The organism is Candidatus Phytoplasma pruni, from assembly GCF_013391955.1.
Taxonomy (GTDB): Bacteria; Bacillota_I; Bacilli_A; order Acholeplasmatales; family Acholeplasmataceae; genus Phytoplasma.
This window is the reverse complement of record NZ_JABUOH010000030.1, coordinates 1-15,414: the sequence shown is the minus strand read 5'-3', so window position 1 is coordinate 15,414 and position 15,414 is coordinate 1. Positions and strand designations below refer to the sequence as shown.

Sequence of the window (15,414 nt, the reverse complement as noted above, 5' to 3'; positions counted from 1 at the left end):
GAAATATTTTTCAAAACAATTATTTTTTATTTAAAGCCATCTTTTTTTGATATTGTTTAAAATAAAAAGAATAAATAGCTTGGTTGGTGATAACATTTTGACTATAATCGCGATCATCTTGAAAGGCTTTTTGCCATGGAGTTTCAGAATGAGTTTTTTCACTCAATTGTTTGGCAGTCCAAGAACTGTATGCATTTAACACATTGTCAATAACTTTAATATGATTTTCATTCAATTTCTTTTTATTTTCGTATTCAATTGATTCTACTGGATCATATTTAAATTGACGACAATAAAAATATAAATCAGGAATAACTGGTCCATAAGGCCAAGCTTCAATAGGGTTATCTATTAAAGGGTTGTAATTGTTTTCAATTAAATATTGAGCGTGAGAATAATAAACTAATTTTTGCAACTTCATATTAGTTAAGTCTGTAATTTTATTTTTCTTAGCATATTCAACAATATAACTAGCTACATCTAAAACATTGAGAGGTTTGTTTGTCATAATTTTACTATTCTCCTTTTCTATTAACTTTATTATACCTTTTTATTTAAAATAAGTCAATATTTTTTGTTTTTTTATCGGCTTTTTTTGTTTATTGATTTTATGGGAAGGTTTGATTGCTTAATTAGGAGTTCTTTTGGTCGTTTATTTGAATGTTTTTGTTGACTTTAATATTTTATATCAAAATAATCTTTTCATCATTTATTGGAAAGGTTTTGGTTGTTTTTTCAGAGGTTAAAAGAGTTCCTTAACGATCCTGTTGGTATGTTTTGGTATATATATTTGGTTCCAACGTTTTCTACATCCTCTGGGGAATTATTATATACCCTTTTTTAAAACTTATCTATGACCTAATTTTATAACTTAGATCTCGTTTTATAAGAAAATGACATCTTAAAGTTAAAAAATTAAAATATTCCATAAAAAGGGGCTATTGTCATTTTTTTCAATTAAAAAAGCCGCAAGACTTGTTTTTTTTTTTTTTTGTGTATAATTAGAAAATATAAATTATTTTTATAAAAAAGAAATTTAAGAAGAATGGGACCTTTCAATTGTGAACGATTTGTCATATAATAGAATGAAAAAAATGGAACAAGAAAAGATGTCAGCGCAAAACCGCTCTAAAGGTTATTTGGCTGAACAAGCGACCAAAGAATGGTTAAAAACTCATCCTAACTTTAAGTCTTTTACCAATATTCATCAACCTGAAAATGATAAAGGGATTGATTTTGTAGCTGATTCTTTTGATAAAAAAGTTGCCGTTCAAGTGAAAAACTACGCTTCTAAAGTAATTGATTACAAAGATGTAGCGACTTTTTTAGATCTTTATGAAGAACGTCAATATGATTTAGGTCTTTTAGTGGTTTTCGGTGAAGGAAAAATAACTGCTCAATTAAAAGGCGAATTAAATCAACTTAATATTGAGTTTTTCGATGGCTCTGAAGTAATTAATTTTTTAGAGGATAAAAAAAATAAAGCCCCAACCAGATTAAAAAAAGATCCGACTGTTGATTTGCTTCCTCATCAAAAAGAGGCTTTAGAAGGGGCTGTCAAACATTATGAAACCAATGATCGTGGTATTTTAGAAATGGCTTGTGGAACGGGTAAAACTTTTGTTTCCAAAAGCATTATGAAAACCTTATTGCCCCAAGGAGGAGTAGTTTTTTATTTCGTTCCTTGGTTGAATTTATTAGAACAAAGTATGCATTATTTTGATGATCCAGATACTTATGTTATTCCTGTTTGTAGTAAAGAAAAAGAAATGATGAATTCCAAGGGGAAAACAGACGATAGTAATGTTTCGACTGTCGTTAATGTAGAACATCTTTTAAACCCCGAAAACTTTCAATTATTAAGAGACGAAAATCGTTATGTTATTGTCTTTTGTACTTACCAATCTTATGAAAGAATCGCAGAAAAACAAAAAAACGGTTCTTTAATGGCGGCTGATTTAATGATTTCTGATGAAGCCCATCATACGGTACCAAATGACAAAAGTAAAAATTTTACTTTTCATGACGATATCAAGGCTAAAAAAGCTTTATACATGACAGCGACTGTTAAAATTTATGAACCCAACCCTAACTCCAAAACACACATTAAAGATAATTATGACATGAGTACTGCGGACATTTATGGTAAAACTTTTTATTCTTTGCCTTTAGGAGAAGCTATTAAAAGAGATATTTTAGTAGATTATGACGTTATTATCCCTCGTTTCAATAAAGATGCTACTGAAGATGTTTTAAAAAAATTAATTGAAAAAGATCAATTAAAATATTTAAACATTGATAAACGAGTGAAACAACCCGAAAACACTCCCGAAGAAAAAGAGGCGGCAGAAAAATACTATCTGAACGAGAAAAAACGTAAAGTCGCTAATATGATAGGTATTTATGAAGCGATGAAAAAAAGTGGTTCTCAATCAGCCATTTCTTTTGTAGGTAGTCATGTCGCTAATCGGGCGAGAAAATCCATGGAAGCAATGGAAATAATCATCAAACATTTAAACGAAATGGATGGCGGAAGCTCCTCTACTTCTTATGATTTAAAAACTGATTATATTGAAGGTATTATGTCGCCGAAAAGACGTCAAGAAAAGTTAGTTAAATTAACCAAAGAAACGCCTTTTTTATTATGGAATTGTCGTTGTTTAACTGAAGGAGTAGATATTCCTAGTTGTGATACGATCGCTTTTTTTGATGCTAAAAGTTCCTATATTGATATTGTTCAAGCTGTTGGTAGAGCTTTAAGAAAAGATCCGAATAATCCCAATAAAAAAGCCACTATTATTTTGCCTTTAGTTATGGATGATATTGATATTATTCCTGTTGATGAAAATATCTTTACATTATACGCCTCTATTTTAAAAGCTGATGGAAGAGATATTAATACTAATCCTAATGTGGCGGAGAAAAATACAGATAAACACGTAAGAAAATCAAACGCAAACTTCTTACAAAGCACATCAAAAACAACAAAAACAAACGATGAAGAAGCCAAACAAAAAAACGCCAAACTTATCAAATATTTATCTAGTAAAATTTATTTAGAAGTTAGCAAAATGTCTAACATTACTTGGCAAGCTTGGATTTCTAATATGAAAAGTATGATCACCAAAGTAAGAAATTTAATTGATCAAAAAAGCACAAAAAAATATTTTGAAGAAATTTCCCGCGAATTTGGTCAAATTTTGAGTTACGATAAACAGGCTTTAAACAAAGAAAAAACTATTGAAGTTTTAACCCAATATGTCGCTATTTCTCCTATTTTCAAAAATATTTATAAAGTAGATTTCGCTTTATCTGCTGATTTTGATAATTATTTAACCAAATTAGGTATATATCAACAAGTTAACGCAATAGCCAAAGAAACTACTGATGATTTTTGTAAAGAACTGGATTCTTTAAGCACGAAAGACCAAGACCATCTATTTACACAAGTGTATAACGGTTTATTAAAGGCTATTTATCCCGATTTAACAGTTGAAAATGGTATGTGGCATACTCCGAGTTGGGTCATAGAACATTTATGGAAAATTTTAGAACATGTTAGCGATATCAACTGGAATAAAGCCGAAAATATACAAATTATCGATCCAGCAGCCGGCACCGGGGCTTTTATGGTTCATTTTTTCAGACAGGTTTTACCAGAACATCTAATAGAAAGTTATTATCAAAATAACGTTAATATGAGAGAAATCGAATTTATCCCTTATTTGATTAATATTTTTAGATTAGCGATGGCGGCGGGACAAGAAAAGCTTTCTACAAGAGTCCATTGGGGCGATAGTTTAAAACATCATAAAAATAATAATAGTGTTAAAAAGGAAGAAAGTGCTATTATTAATCAAAATAGGTCGGAAACCTCTAATTTTACTATTATAATTACTAATCCACCATGGCGTGGAGGACAAAAAGAAGACGTCGGTAAAACAAAAGAATTATACATTTCTAAAAATGATGATGATAAGAATGATTATTGGGTAGATGAACGCATTCAAGAAACTTTTATCCAAAAAACTAACAAATCCAACAAACGTTCTTTATATAATATGTATCGTCGTTTTGTCCGTTGGAGCCTGGATCACAGTCAATCTTCTGACGAAAAAAACCCAGGCAAAGGGTGGACAGCGATGGTTCTGCCTAATCAATTCTTGTACGAATCAGTGGAGGGGTTCAGAAGAAGCCTGACTGAGGAATGTGATGAAATTTATATTGTTAATTTAAAAGGTAAATCTGGTATTGGCGCTAATACTTTCAAAGAAGGCGAAAATATTTTTAAAACTGAAACGCAAACTGGTAATACTCAAGGTGTGGCTTTGCTTTTATGTTTTCAAAATGCTGAAAATAAAGTTAAACAAAATAAAACGTATTATGCTGAAGTTCCGGACGGTTCGTCTAACAAAGACAAAGATAATTATCTTAAAGACAATTATAAAAAAAGTGATTTTTTCAAACTTATCACTTTAAACGAAGAAGGACATTGGTTTTTTAAAGATGAAGAAGCGCCGAAAAAATGGCAACCATTAGCGCCTCAACCTAATTATAAACTTCCTATCACAAAAGATAAATTTTATTTTAAACAACGTGATGACGGAATTGTAAGCGGTTTAGACGATTTTGTTTATGGAAATAGCGTCAATGAAGTAAAAAATAAAATGAAACCTTTTATTGACTATTATAATGTTTGTCGCGAAAACAAAGAAGCGAAAGAAAATCCGTCTGTTATAAAGTGGCACGATGTTTTAAGGAGGCGCCTTATCAACAATATTCCTATTGTTTTTGACGAAAATAAAATCACTAAAGTTTTGCGCCGCCCTTTTAAAAAAGAATTTCTTTATTTAGAACCTTCAATTATAAAAAGCCTTGGAAACCAACATAAACATTATGCAAAAACAAATATTTCTCTTTGTGTGAGTTTTTCCACCGAACATTTTAGTGTCTTAATGGTGGATAAAATGCCTGATTTGCATATTTTCCCTCAAACAAAATGTTTCCCTATGAGCGAAATAATCCCTAGAGAACCTTATAATGATAAAGAATGGATGGCTATTTTGTATGCTGTTTTAAATCATTCAGAATATCAAGAAAAAGCGAAAAACTTTTTAAGAAATAATTTACCTACTATTCCGCCTTTAACAGATCAACAAACTAAAGAATTATTACAAGTGGGACAAAAATTAATGGATTTACACCTTAATTATGAAAAATGTGAACCAAGCGAAATTATCGATATTAAAACTAAAGATAATATTCCTTCAGATTACATCAAATATCGTTCTATGAAATATTATATTCCCCAAAAAGCTCTCCAATATAAACTACAAGGTCAACCAATGGTGTTTAAATCAAGAGATTCTTATTTATTGCCTCAATTAGTCACTGTAGCTCTTAAAACTGTTGATTTAATGCAAGAATTAGACCAAATTAAATTAGATTTAGAATAAACAAGATAAATAAGAGGTTTTTTAATAAAACCTCTTATTTTTTTAGATCTTCAAGTAATAATTTTTTTAAAAAAACTACTATTTAAGAGAAAAAAACATTCTTTTTAAAAAAATTGATCAATAATTCCATTTACACGTTGAAATTATTTTTTTATCTGTTAAAATTAAACATAGATACAATAATTATAAATAGGTAATTAATGTATATTTATGCATTGTTAAAAATATTATTTTTCCATATTTTGTTTTAATAAAAAAATATTATGATTTATTTTTATATAAATAAAATAACAATGATTAATTTAAGGAATACTAGAGAATATTATCAGTATTTCTTTTAAAGGTTTTTTTAATCCAAAAACCTTTAAAATTCTTGTCTTGTGAATTAAACAAGACCGCAAAAGACCAAAAGGAGGTTATCATCATGAATAAATATGAAGTAATGTATATTTTACAACCTAATTTAGAAGAAAAAAATGTAAAAAAAATTATTGATAACGTTAATGGTATTTTTACAAAAGAGGGTAAAGTTACAGAATTGAAAGAAATGGGATTAAAAGAATTAGCTTATCCTATTCAAAAATTCAACAAAGGTTATTATGTTTGGTTATTAGCTGATGCTAACAGCACAGTTGTAGCTGAATTTACTCGTGTAGCTAATATATCTGAAGAAATAATGAGATATATGGCAATAAAATTAGAGGATAATAATTAAAATGATTAATAGAGCAGTTTTAGTAGGTAGAATTACAAAAGATCCAGAATTACGTTTTGTTAACGGTGATATTCCTTTAGTACGCTTTAATTTAGCGGTTAATAGGACTTTTACTAACTCTGAAGGCGTGAGAGAAACTGATTTTATTCGTTGTGTTGTTTGGAACAAACAAGCCGAAAATTTAGCTAAATATATTACTAAAGGCGCTTTAATCGGTGTTGAAGGTAAAATTAGAACTAGCGTTTTTGACAATGGTACGGATAAAAAACAATTCACAACAGAAATTCAATGTGATTCTATTCAGTTTTTAGAATCTAGAAAAAACAAAGATAATGACGGTGATTATTCCCAGAATTCAGCAGTAGAAGACTTTAATATTAATGAAGATGATGGATTCCCTTTTTAATTTAACTAAATAACGATAATGTAAGGAAGTGTTAAAAGATTATGCAATCAGGTAAAAAGAAATTTTTTAAAAAACGTCGTAAAGTATGTTACTTTACTCAAAACAAAGTGACTAGAATCGATTTTAAAGATGTAGAATTATTAAGTAAATTTGTTACTAATAGAGGCAAAATTTTACCAAGTAGAACTACTGGAACATCTGCTAAATGGCAAAGACGTTTAGCAATAGCTATCAAAAGAGCTCGTCACATGGCTTTAATGCCTTTTGTAATACAATAATCATAAAAAAAATAAAACAAGTTGATAATGCTTGTTTTATTTTTTATATTGAGAATTTATTATTTTTACCATTAAAAATAAATTATTTTTCAAAATAAAATTTATGATAGAAAAGTGAGTTTACAAAAAATTATGTTCAAATCATTGAGAAAAAAAAATCTCAATTATAAAAAATACTTCTTAATTATTCTTTTAATTGCTGTCTTCGTTATTTTAGCTATTTATGATTATAATCACATTAAAGAAATAATTGTGGATCCTAAAGAAAAATTTAAAGAAATAAAAAGCGATATTTGGAAGTTATTTTTTAGCCTTTTAGGTCAAATAATATTTTTATTCGTCCTTTTTAGCATTTATTTTAATTTTAAAAATCATTTAAAAATTAAAAAATTACAAAACAGACTTTCCTTATGGTCCAAACTATCTTATTTTGTTAATCAAATTGGTGAAGAAGTTTTTAATGAATTACCGATAGGAATTATCGTGATTGATTCTTTTTCTAATGAGATGCAATGGATTAATCCTTACGCTGATAAAATCTTTAAAAAACCGACTATTAACACTCCTTTACAAAATTTACACCCTGAAATGAAAGAATTATTAAACTCCAACCAAACCCAAACTATTTTAACAATTGGTGAGGAAATTTTTGATTGTTTATATAATAAAGAATTTAATCTTTTTTATTTGTTTAATGTTACCGAAAGAGAACAGGTTAAAAATCTTTATCACCAAAAAACACCTGTTTTAGTGTTTTTATCTTTTGATAATATAGAAGATTCTTTAAAAAATTGGGACTTTTCGGAACAATCTCAAATCAAAGCGGAATATTTAAGTGTTTTATCTGATTTTGTAGAATTATATGAAGGTTATTTAAAACAATTATCAGATGATAAATTTTTATTATTATTAAACCGTCAACAATTAGAAAATATCATGAGTGATAAATTTTCTATCTTAAAAACAATCCGTGATATTTCTAATAAATATAAGTTAAAAATCACTCTTTCTATGGGTGTAGCTTGTTATAATTTACCTTATAATAGATTAGCTTCTTACGCTCAAAGCGCGATTGAATTGGCACAAAAAAGAGGCGGAGACCAAGTAGTTGTTAATATTGAAAACCAAAAAATTCAATATTTCGGTGCGACTCAATCTTCTTTAAGTACTAATTCCAAAGTGTCCGCTAGAGTGAACTCAGAAATTATCAGAGATCTTTTAGAACAAAATAATAATTGTTTTTTTATGAGTCATATTAATCCTGATCTAGATTCTTTGGGTTCAATGATTGCTTTTTATAAAATAGCTTTATCTATTAATGATAATTACGAACATTACATTATTTTAGACGAAGAAAAGATGGATCAAAATTTTAAAATTATTTATCAAAATTTATTAAAAGAAGAACCGGAATTATCTAAACATATTATCACCACCGCCAAAGCTAAAAATATCATTAATAAAAATTCTTTATTAGTTATTTTAGATACACAAAGCAAAGAAATCGTTAACAGTCCAGAATTATTAGCTTTAACACCTAATACGATCATTATTGATCATCATAGATCTTCTGATGAAATCATCGTTAACACTTTTGCTTATATAGATTCTTCCTCTTCTTCCACGGTAGAGATGTTAATTGAATTAATCTATTTTTTAAACCAAAAAATAGATATTACTCCTTTTGAAGCTAGTGTTATGTACGGCGGAATGGTAATAGATACTAACTATTTTACTTATCGTACTAATTCAAGAACTTTAGAAGCCGCTTCGCAATTAATTTCTATGGGAGCAGAAAGTGATAAAGTAAAATTTTGGTTTAGACAAGAATTTTCTAAAATGTTAAAAATGAACCAATTAATCTCTAATATGGAAATTTATATGGATAGATTCGCTATTGTTAAAAGTGATGAAATAGTAGAAAATCGTTCCTTTTTAGCGAAAGTAGCTGAAAATGTGTTAAATATTCAAAATATTGATGCCGCTTTTGTTGTTGGTCGTTTACAAGAAAAAGAAATAGGCATTAGTGCTAGATCTTATAATAATGTTAACGTGCAAATTATTATGGAACAAATGGGCGGCGGCGGTCATATGAATAGTGCGGCAACTCAAATAGAAGAAAGCAATATTGATATCATCGTAGGAACATTAAAAAATATATTAGCGTTAGAATATAAAGAAGGGGCTAAAAATATGAAAGTAATTTTATTAGAAGATGTTAAAAATAAGGGTAATAAAAATGACATTATTGAAGTTACTCTAGGTTATGGTAATTTTTTAATTAAAGAAAAAAAGGCTCTTTTAGCTAATGATAAAAACATTAAACAAATAGAAAAAGACAAACAACTAAAAGAACAACAAGATTTAGAACATACTGCTTTAATGAATAAATTAAAAAAAGATATTGATAATAAGCAAATTAATTTAAAAATTACTGTTGGTCCTAAAGGAAAGATTTACGGAAAAATCACTATGAAACAAATAGTGGATGAATTTTTTAAAGAATTCAATATTTTAATTAACAAGAAAAAAATTGTTTTAGACAGCGAAATCAACTCTTTAGGAATCTACAAAGCTTCAGTAGTTTTGAAAAAAGATATAACAGCGTCCTTTATTATTAATGTAACGGAAAATAAAAATGAATGAAAATATAAAACTTCCTTATCATTTAGAAGCAGAACAATCTATTTTAGGTATTATTTTTTTAGATTCTAGTCAAATAGTTAATGTGATGGATCGTTTAGAACCAGAAGAATTTTTTAATATTAATCATCAATTTATTTTTATGGCAATGATAGAATTATACCAACAATCTCAACAAATTGATTTTTATACCGTTTCACTTGTATTAAAAAACAAAAACCAAAAAATAGAAGGTAGCACGAATTATTTAATTAAATTAACTAATATTTTTCCTTCTATAAATCATCTAGATACTTATATTGATTTGGTCCATGAAGCGGCTTTAAAAAGAAACATTATTAAAACAGCTTCTGCTATTGTTCACGAAGGGCTTATTAATCCTGAAATTCATCATGAAGAATTTTTAAATAGCGCGGAAGAAAAAATCTTTCAAATTTCTAAAAATAAAAAAAGTAATAAATTTATCTTCTTAAAAGATCTATTAAGAGAAGTGAGAAAACTCACTGTTGAAAATAAAAGAGATAATAATATTATTGGTTTAAAAACTGGTTATGCCGGTTTAGATGAAATTACTTTAGGTTTAAAACCAGAAGAATTGATCATTTTAGCAGCTAGACCTTCCATGGGTAAAAGTAGTTTAATGATGAATCTAGCGGTTAATATTGCTCAAGAAAATAAAAATGGTAAGGCTTCTGTGGCTATTTTCAGTTTAGAGATGTCTAACGAACAATTAGGTTCTAGGATGATCAGTGCTAAAAGTCAAATCTCTCATAAAAACATTCAATTAGGGATATTGAATCAACAACAATTAAAACAAGTGAATTATTCGATCGAAACCTTACAAGATTTAAATTTATATTTTGATGATTCAGCAGCAGCTAATATTTTAGATATTAGATCCCAATGTAGACAATTAAAAAAACAAGATAAATTGGATATAGTTATTATTGATTACTTGCAATTAATCAGAAAAGCTAATAAAACTAATAATCAAGGTTTTTTCAACCGTCAAGAAGAGGTTTCTGATATTTCTAAGAGTTTAAAGGAAATGGCTAGAGAATTGAAAATACCTGTTTTAGCTTTATCACAACTTTCCCGAGAAGTAGAAAAAAGAGAAGATAAAAGACCTATTTTATCTGACTTAAGAGATTCTGGTAGCATTGAGCAAGATGCCGATATTGTGATGTTTTTATATCGAAAACATTATTATAACAAAGACAGAAAAGACGTTCCTTTAGCTGATTTAGGTCATACTGAATTAATTATTTCTAAAAACCGTCAAGGAGCGACTGGTACGAAACATTTTAATTTAAATTTAGATTACCTTTTATTTAAAGAAATTGATATAATACCGGAATAATTTTTCTAAATTAACAAGCAGCATCAATAGATATTTTTTTTATAAAAGAAATAATCTAGCAAGGAGAAAATAATGTTTGATAAATTAAATTTAATAAAAGAAAATTATTTAAATTTACAAAAAAAAATATCAGATAATTTAGAAAATTTAAAAAACGTTGAACTTTTAAAACAATATCATAAATTACAAACCATTGTTTTTGTTTATGATCAATATTTAAATTTAGAAGAAGAATTAAAAAAAACTGAACAAATCATCAAAAAAGAAGAACCAAAAGATAATGAATTAATTCTTTTAGCTAAAACAGAAAAAGAAGAATTAAAACAAGAAATTCAAAATAAACTCCGAGAATTAAAAAAATTATTATTACCACAAGATGAAGATGACGGAAAAAACGTTATTATGGAAATTAAAGGTGGCATTGGCGGTAGAGAAGCCAACCTTTTTGCTTCAGATTTATTTCGTACTTATATGAAATACGCGGAAAATAAAAAATGGAAAACAGAAATCATTAATTTCACTCAAACTTTAAAAAACGGAATTAGTTCAGTCGAATTAATGATTTCTGGTAAAAATATTTATTCCTTTTTAAAATATGAATCTGGTGTTCATAGAGTTCAAAGAGTACCCGAAACAGAAAGTCAAGGCAGAACACATACTTCAACTGTGAAAGTATTAGTGATTCCTGAAACCAAAGATATTGAATTAGATATCAATTGGAACGATATTAGAGTGGATACTTATAATTCTAGTGGTCCAGGTGGTCAATCAGTTAATACTACTAAATCAGCTGTTAGATTGACTCATTTGCCTACAGGTTTAAGCGTGGCTTCTCAAACGGCTAAAAGTCAACATGAAAACAAAGATAAAGCTTTTCAATTATTAAAAAACAGAATCTTTTATCAAATGAAATCTCAACAAGAAAAAGATAAAAATGATGTTAAAAAGAATTTAATCGGTAAAGGCGAAAGAAGTGAAAAAATAAGAACTTATGATTATTCCAGCAATAGAGTAACAGATCATAGAATAGGTTTAACACTTCAAAAACTAGATTTATTTATGGAAGGTAAAATAGATTTAGTTATTGAACCTTTAATTGATGAAATGGAAAAACAAAAATTAAAAGAAGAAATTTAAAAAATGACTAAAAAAAATAAAATTATTATTTTCCCTACTGATACTGTTTATGGTATAGGTACTAAAATCAATGATACAGAAAGTTTAAAAAAGATTTATCAAATTAAAAAAAGAGATCTTAATAAACCGATAGCTATTTTATTTTATTCATTAGAACAAATTAAAAAGATAGCTCTTATAGACCTCAAAATTATCAAAATAAGTCTTTTTTTTTGGCCAGGAGCTCTTACTTTAATCGTGAACACTACTCCTTCTTTTTATCAATTAACTAAAGAAAAAAAAATAGGAATCAGAATTCCTAATCATAAATTAGCTTTAAAAATATTAAAAGATGAAGGACCTTTAAGAGTGACTTCTGTTAATGACAGCGGTCAACCACCTTTAAATAATTTTGAAGAAATAGTTGATAAATATCAAGATCAAGTAGATTATATTTACCCTAATAAACAAACAAATTCTAATGTTTCTTCCACAGTTATTGATACAACTACTCCTTCTTGGGAAGTTATTAGAAAAGGCGATGTTTCGTTAGAAATGATTAAACAAGCCCTTATATAAAGATTTTTTTCATAAAAAACATTTCTAAATTAATTTTAGGATCTAAAACTCCTTTTTTAATTTGATACGATAAATCTAATAAAGATAAAAATAAATTAGTTATTTTTTCTTCGTTCAAGGTTTGACTTTCTTTCATTAAATAATATGTTTTAGTGGGAGGGAATTTTAAAATAAAAGCTATTTCTTTGGGGCTTTTTTTTTTATTTATTAAAGTTTTAACAATAATAAAATCTTGTAGTTTTTTCAAAATTTGATGAATAATTAAAAAAACATCTGTTTTTTGTTTCATCATTTCTTTAAAAATTAAAAAACCATCAATAGGGTTTTTAATATCAATAATAGAATGAATTAAAGAAAAAATATTTTGTTCTTCGGAGTAAACTAATTTATCTATTGATTTCATATCAAAAATAACTCTATCCGAATGATGATATAACTTAATTTTTTTAATTTCTTCGTTTAATAAGAATAAATTACCGTTAGTTTTTTGAATTAATTGGGGAATTATTTTTTTTTCTATAAAAAAATTATCTTTTTTAAAAAGATCTGCAACGTACGGAATTAAATCTTTTTCAGAAAGATTAATAATTTTTTCTTCGTTAAAGGTTTTTTTTATTTTTTCTCTAATATGAGCGGGAAAATTATCTTTTTCGGCAGTAATATACATAATAATATTAGGATTAGGTTTTTCAATATAATCAAGCCAAAAAGAGATATCTTTTTGAAGAAATAATAAAGAAATATTTTCAATAAAAATAATTTTTTTATTGAAAAAAAAAGAATTCGTAAATAGTTCTTGTTTTAATTGTTCAATCACTTGTAAACAATTATCGTTTTCTAATTTATAATTAATAAATTGATAATTGTTTGTTTGACAATCTTTTTTTAAAGAAGCTTTTTTTTGTTCTAAAAAAAATAATTGTGAATAAAATAATAAATTTAAAGAATGCATTTTCACTTTAAAATCCTTTTGTAAATTTTTTTAATCCAAGTTATTCTTCTTTTTAGTCTTTTTAACTGGAGGAATTTTTTTGGTCTTTTTAGCGCGAGGGTGAAATTGAAAATAAACCTCTTTTAAGCGTTTTTGGCTAATGTGAGTATAAATTTGAGTAGTAGAAATATCTTCATGACCTAAAATGTTTTGTAAGGTTCTCAAATCTATGCCATTTTCTAACAAATGAGTGGCGAAAGAGTGTCTCAAGGTATGAGGGGAGGATTTAGATGGTAACCCTACTGATTTGATAATCTTTTTGAATATTTTATAACATCCTTGCCTCGATAATCGTTCACCTTTATTATTTAAAAAAACTAAATTGCTTTTTTTATCTTTTAATAAAAAGTTACGTGAAAGGGCCAAATATTCTTTAATTATTTTTGAAGAATATTTGGAAATAGGAACAACCCTTTCTTTGGAACCTTTTCCTAAAATAATAATTTGTGATTGTTTAAAATCTAGATTATTTAAAGTCAAATTTAACAGTTCGGTTATTCTCAAACCTGAACCATACATCAATTCAAAAATAGCTTTATTTCTTATTTCAATAATAGAATCATTTTTATTGACTTGTTCTAAAAAGGAAAACACCTCTTCCGTAGATAAAACCGCCGGTAAGGTTTTATCTATTTTAGGTATTTTAAACATTAAAGAAATATCATAATCTATTTTTTTTTCTAATAATAAAAAATGATGAAATTTTTTAATAACAATAATTTTTCTCGCTAAGGTTTTGCTCCCTATACGTTTATTATTGGCTATATGAGACAAAAACAAAGAAACATGTTCTTTATTAATTGCTTTAAAATCTTTCAATTTTAATTCATTTTCTATAAAAATTAGATATTGTTTAACATCAGTTAGATAAGATTTAACCGTATTAAAAGATAAAATAATTTCATCCGAAAGATATAATTCAAATTCTTTTAAAATATATTTCATTTTTAAATCATTTTCTTTCTTTAAAAATAAATTATTTAAATTTGGTTTTTAATTTCTTTTTTAGGTTTAGTTTTTTTAATAGCTAAATATATGAAAAATGTGTTTAAAGGTATTTTAACTAAATTAGTTAAAATAATAGATTCCCATTGGAATTCTTTGGTACCAAAATAAATTAATAAAGTGGAGATAATAGCGATCAAATAATTCAAAATACAAGTGATTGCAGATATATCTTTTTTCTTATAAATGTTTAAATACTTAGAAATAATATCTATTCCACCACTAGAACTGCCTTTTCCGATAAGAGTTCCGTAAGTAAGTCCTCCTATGGTGGCAACAATCATAACTCTCACTAAAGAAAGACCAAAACCGCCACCTTTTGAAGGGGAAACATTAAAAAAATTTTTAAGTTTCAAACAATTTAAATCATTAATTAAATAAGTTAATGTTAGTATAAAAAATAAAATAAAAATACTATTTAAAAGAGTGGTAATACTGAATTTACGATCTAATTTCGGAAAAGAAATTAAAATTAATAAAATTCCGTTTACAATTCCATAAAAAGAAGCTGCAAAAAAACCAATAAATAAAGGATTTTCAATATTGAAAATACTTTTTAAAACTTTAGCAATAGCATCACCAATACCGTGAACTCCTGTTGCATATAAATTAATGTCATAATCACCACTGCTAAAAACAACATCTACCAAAGAATAAATAAAAGATAATGTCAAAAACAATGTAAAATTTTTTATATTAATAATTTTCGTTTCTTCTAAACGTCTGCCTGAGTTACTCATATATACCTTTTTTATCTATTATTATTTTTATTAAAAATTATTCATTTTAAAAAGAAATAATTTATTCTTTTCTAATGAAAATAAAGTTCTATAAAAATAAATTATTTATATTATACCAAAATTAA

12 protein-coding genes are annotated in these 15,414 nt (G+C 26.7%); 8 read left to right on the top strand and 4 right to left on the bottom strand.

What is annotated here, in order from left to right:
* Positions 1-19: 19 nt before the first annotated feature.
* On the bottom strand, positions 20-508 hold the full coding sequence (locus HR065_RS01065) for a Panacea domain-containing protein (protein ID WP_178734075.1): 489 nt from the start codon (positions 506-508) through the stop codon (positions 20-22).
* 601 nt (positions 509-1,109) lie between these two features.
* On the opposite strand from HR065_RS01065, the gene HR065_RS01060 reads away from it, so the two are divergent.
* The 8 genes from HR065_RS01060 (at position 1,110) to HR065_RS01025 (ending at position 12,553) form a co-directional block, all read left to right on the top strand.
* Entirely contained in the window at positions 1,110-5,456 is a 4,347-nt protein-coding gene (locus tag HR065_RS01060) for a type ISP restriction/modification enzyme (protein ID WP_218644381.1), read from the top strand.
* A 424-nt stretch (positions 5,457-5,880) separates the two neighbouring features.
* Positions 5,881-6,171: a 30S ribosomal protein S6 gene (gene rpsF / locus HR065_RS01055; RefSeq protein ID WP_178734073.1), complete on the top strand. Its 291-nt coding sequence runs from the start codon at positions 5,881-5,883 to the stop codon at positions 6,169-6,171.
* 1 nt (position 6,172) lies between these two features.
* A complete protein-coding gene (locus tag HR065_RS01050) occupies positions 6,173-6,577 on the top strand; it encodes a single-stranded DNA-binding protein (RefSeq protein ID WP_178734072.1) in 405 nt (134 codons plus the stop codon).
* A gap of 41 nt (positions 6,578-6,618) precedes the next feature.
* The gene (gene rpsR / locus HR065_RS01045) at positions 6,619-6,855 is read left to right on the top strand and encodes a 30S ribosomal protein S18 (RefSeq protein WP_178734071.1); all 237 of its coding nucleotides are present in this window, start codon (positions 6,619-6,621) and stop codon (positions 6,853-6,855) included.
* 132 nt (positions 6,856-6,987) lie between these two features.
* On the top strand, positions 6,988-9,501 hold the full coding sequence (gene rplI / locus HR065_RS01040; protein WP_178734070.1) for a 50S ribosomal protein L9: 2,514 nt from the start codon (positions 6,988-6,990) through the stop codon (positions 9,499-9,501).
* Positions 9,494-10,858 carry a replicative DNA helicase gene (gene dnaB / locus HR065_RS01035; protein ID WP_178734069.1) on the top strand — a complete coding sequence of 455 codons (1,365 nt, stop codon included), beginning with the start codon at positions 9,494-9,496 and terminating at the stop codon, positions 10,856-10,858. The genes rplI and dnaB overlap by 8 nt, the downstream gene beginning before the upstream one ends.
* 72 nt (positions 10,859-10,930) lie before the next feature.
* A complete protein-coding gene (gene prfA, locus HR065_RS01030; protein ID WP_178734068.1) occupies positions 10,931-11,995 on the top strand; it encodes a peptide chain release factor 1 in 1,065 nt (354 codons plus the stop codon).
* 3 nt (positions 11,996-11,998) lie between these two features.
* The gene (locus HR065_RS01025) at positions 11,999-12,553 is read left to right on the top strand and encodes an L-threonylcarbamoyladenylate synthase (protein ID WP_178734067.1); all 555 of its coding nucleotides are present in this window, start codon (positions 11,999-12,001) and stop codon (positions 12,551-12,553) included.
* Here the strand turns inward: HR065_RS01025 and holA are convergent.
* From holA to HR065_RS01010, 3 genes are read right to left on the bottom strand one after another with little or no spacing between them, the layout of a single operon-like run.
* On the bottom strand, positions 12,546-13,505 hold the full coding sequence (holA, locus tag HR065_RS01020; protein WP_178734066.1) for a DNA polymerase III subunit delta: 960 nt from the start codon (positions 13,503-13,505) through the stop codon (positions 12,546-12,548). The two genes, HR065_RS01025 and holA, sit on opposite strands and share 8 nt — an antisense overlap.
* A gap of 30 nt (positions 13,506-13,535) precedes the next feature.
* Positions 13,536-14,489, bottom strand: coding sequence for a site-specific tyrosine recombinase/integron integrase (gene xerA, locus HR065_RS01015; protein WP_178734065.1), 954 nt, complete (start codon positions 14,487-14,489; stop codon positions 13,536-13,538).
* A 35-nt stretch (positions 14,490-14,524) separates the two neighbouring features.
* Positions 14,525-15,289, bottom strand: coding sequence for a YitT family protein (locus tag HR065_RS01010; protein ID WP_178734064.1), 765 nt, complete (start codon positions 15,287-15,289; stop codon positions 14,525-14,527).
* Positions 15,290-15,414 lie beyond the last annotated feature (125 nt).

Bases quoted from the DNA above. Each gene is read 5' to 3' on its own strand.
- holA (WP_178734066.1), bottom strand. From the start codon at position 13,505: ATGCATTCTTTAAATTTATTATTTTATTCACAATTATTTTTTTTAGAA.
- HR065_RS01010 (WP_178734064.1), bottom strand. From the start codon at position 15,289: ATGAGTAACTCAGGCAGACGTTTAGAAGAAACGAAAATTATTAATATA.
- HR065_RS01050 (WP_178734072.1), top strand. From the start codon at position 6,173: ATGATTAATAGAGCAGTTTTAGTAGGTAGAATTACAAAAGATCCAGAA.
- prfA (WP_178734068.1), top strand. From the start codon at position 10,931: ATGTTTGATAAATTAAATTTAATAAAAGAAAATTATTTAAATTTACAA.
- rplI (WP_178734070.1), top strand. From the start codon at position 6,988: ATGTTCAAATCATTGAGAAAAAAAAATCTCAATTATAAAAAATACTTC.
- HR065_RS01060 (WP_218644381.1), top strand. From the start codon at position 1,110: ATGTCAGCGCAAAACCGCTCTAAAGGTTATTTGGCTGAACAAGCGACC.
- HR065_RS01065 (WP_178734075.1), bottom strand. From the start codon at position 508: ATGACAAACAAACCTCTCAATGTTTTAGATGTAGCTAGTTATATTGTT.
- rpsF (WP_178734073.1), top strand. From the start codon at position 5,881: ATGAATAAATATGAAGTAATGTATATTTTACAACCTAATTTAGAAGAA.
- HR065_RS01025 (WP_178734067.1), top strand. From the start codon at position 11,999: ATGACTAAAAAAAATAAAATTATTATTTTCCCTACTGATACTGTTTAT.
- dnaB (WP_178734069.1), top strand. From the start codon at position 9,494: ATGAATGAAAATATAAAACTTCCTTATCATTTAGAAGCAGAACAATCT.
- xerA (WP_178734065.1), bottom strand. From the start codon at position 14,489: ATGAAATATATTTTAAAAGAATTTGAATTATATCTTTCGGATGAAATT.
- rpsR (WP_178734071.1), top strand. From the start codon at position 6,619: ATGCAATCAGGTAAAAAGAAATTTTTTAAAAAACGTCGTAAAGTATGT.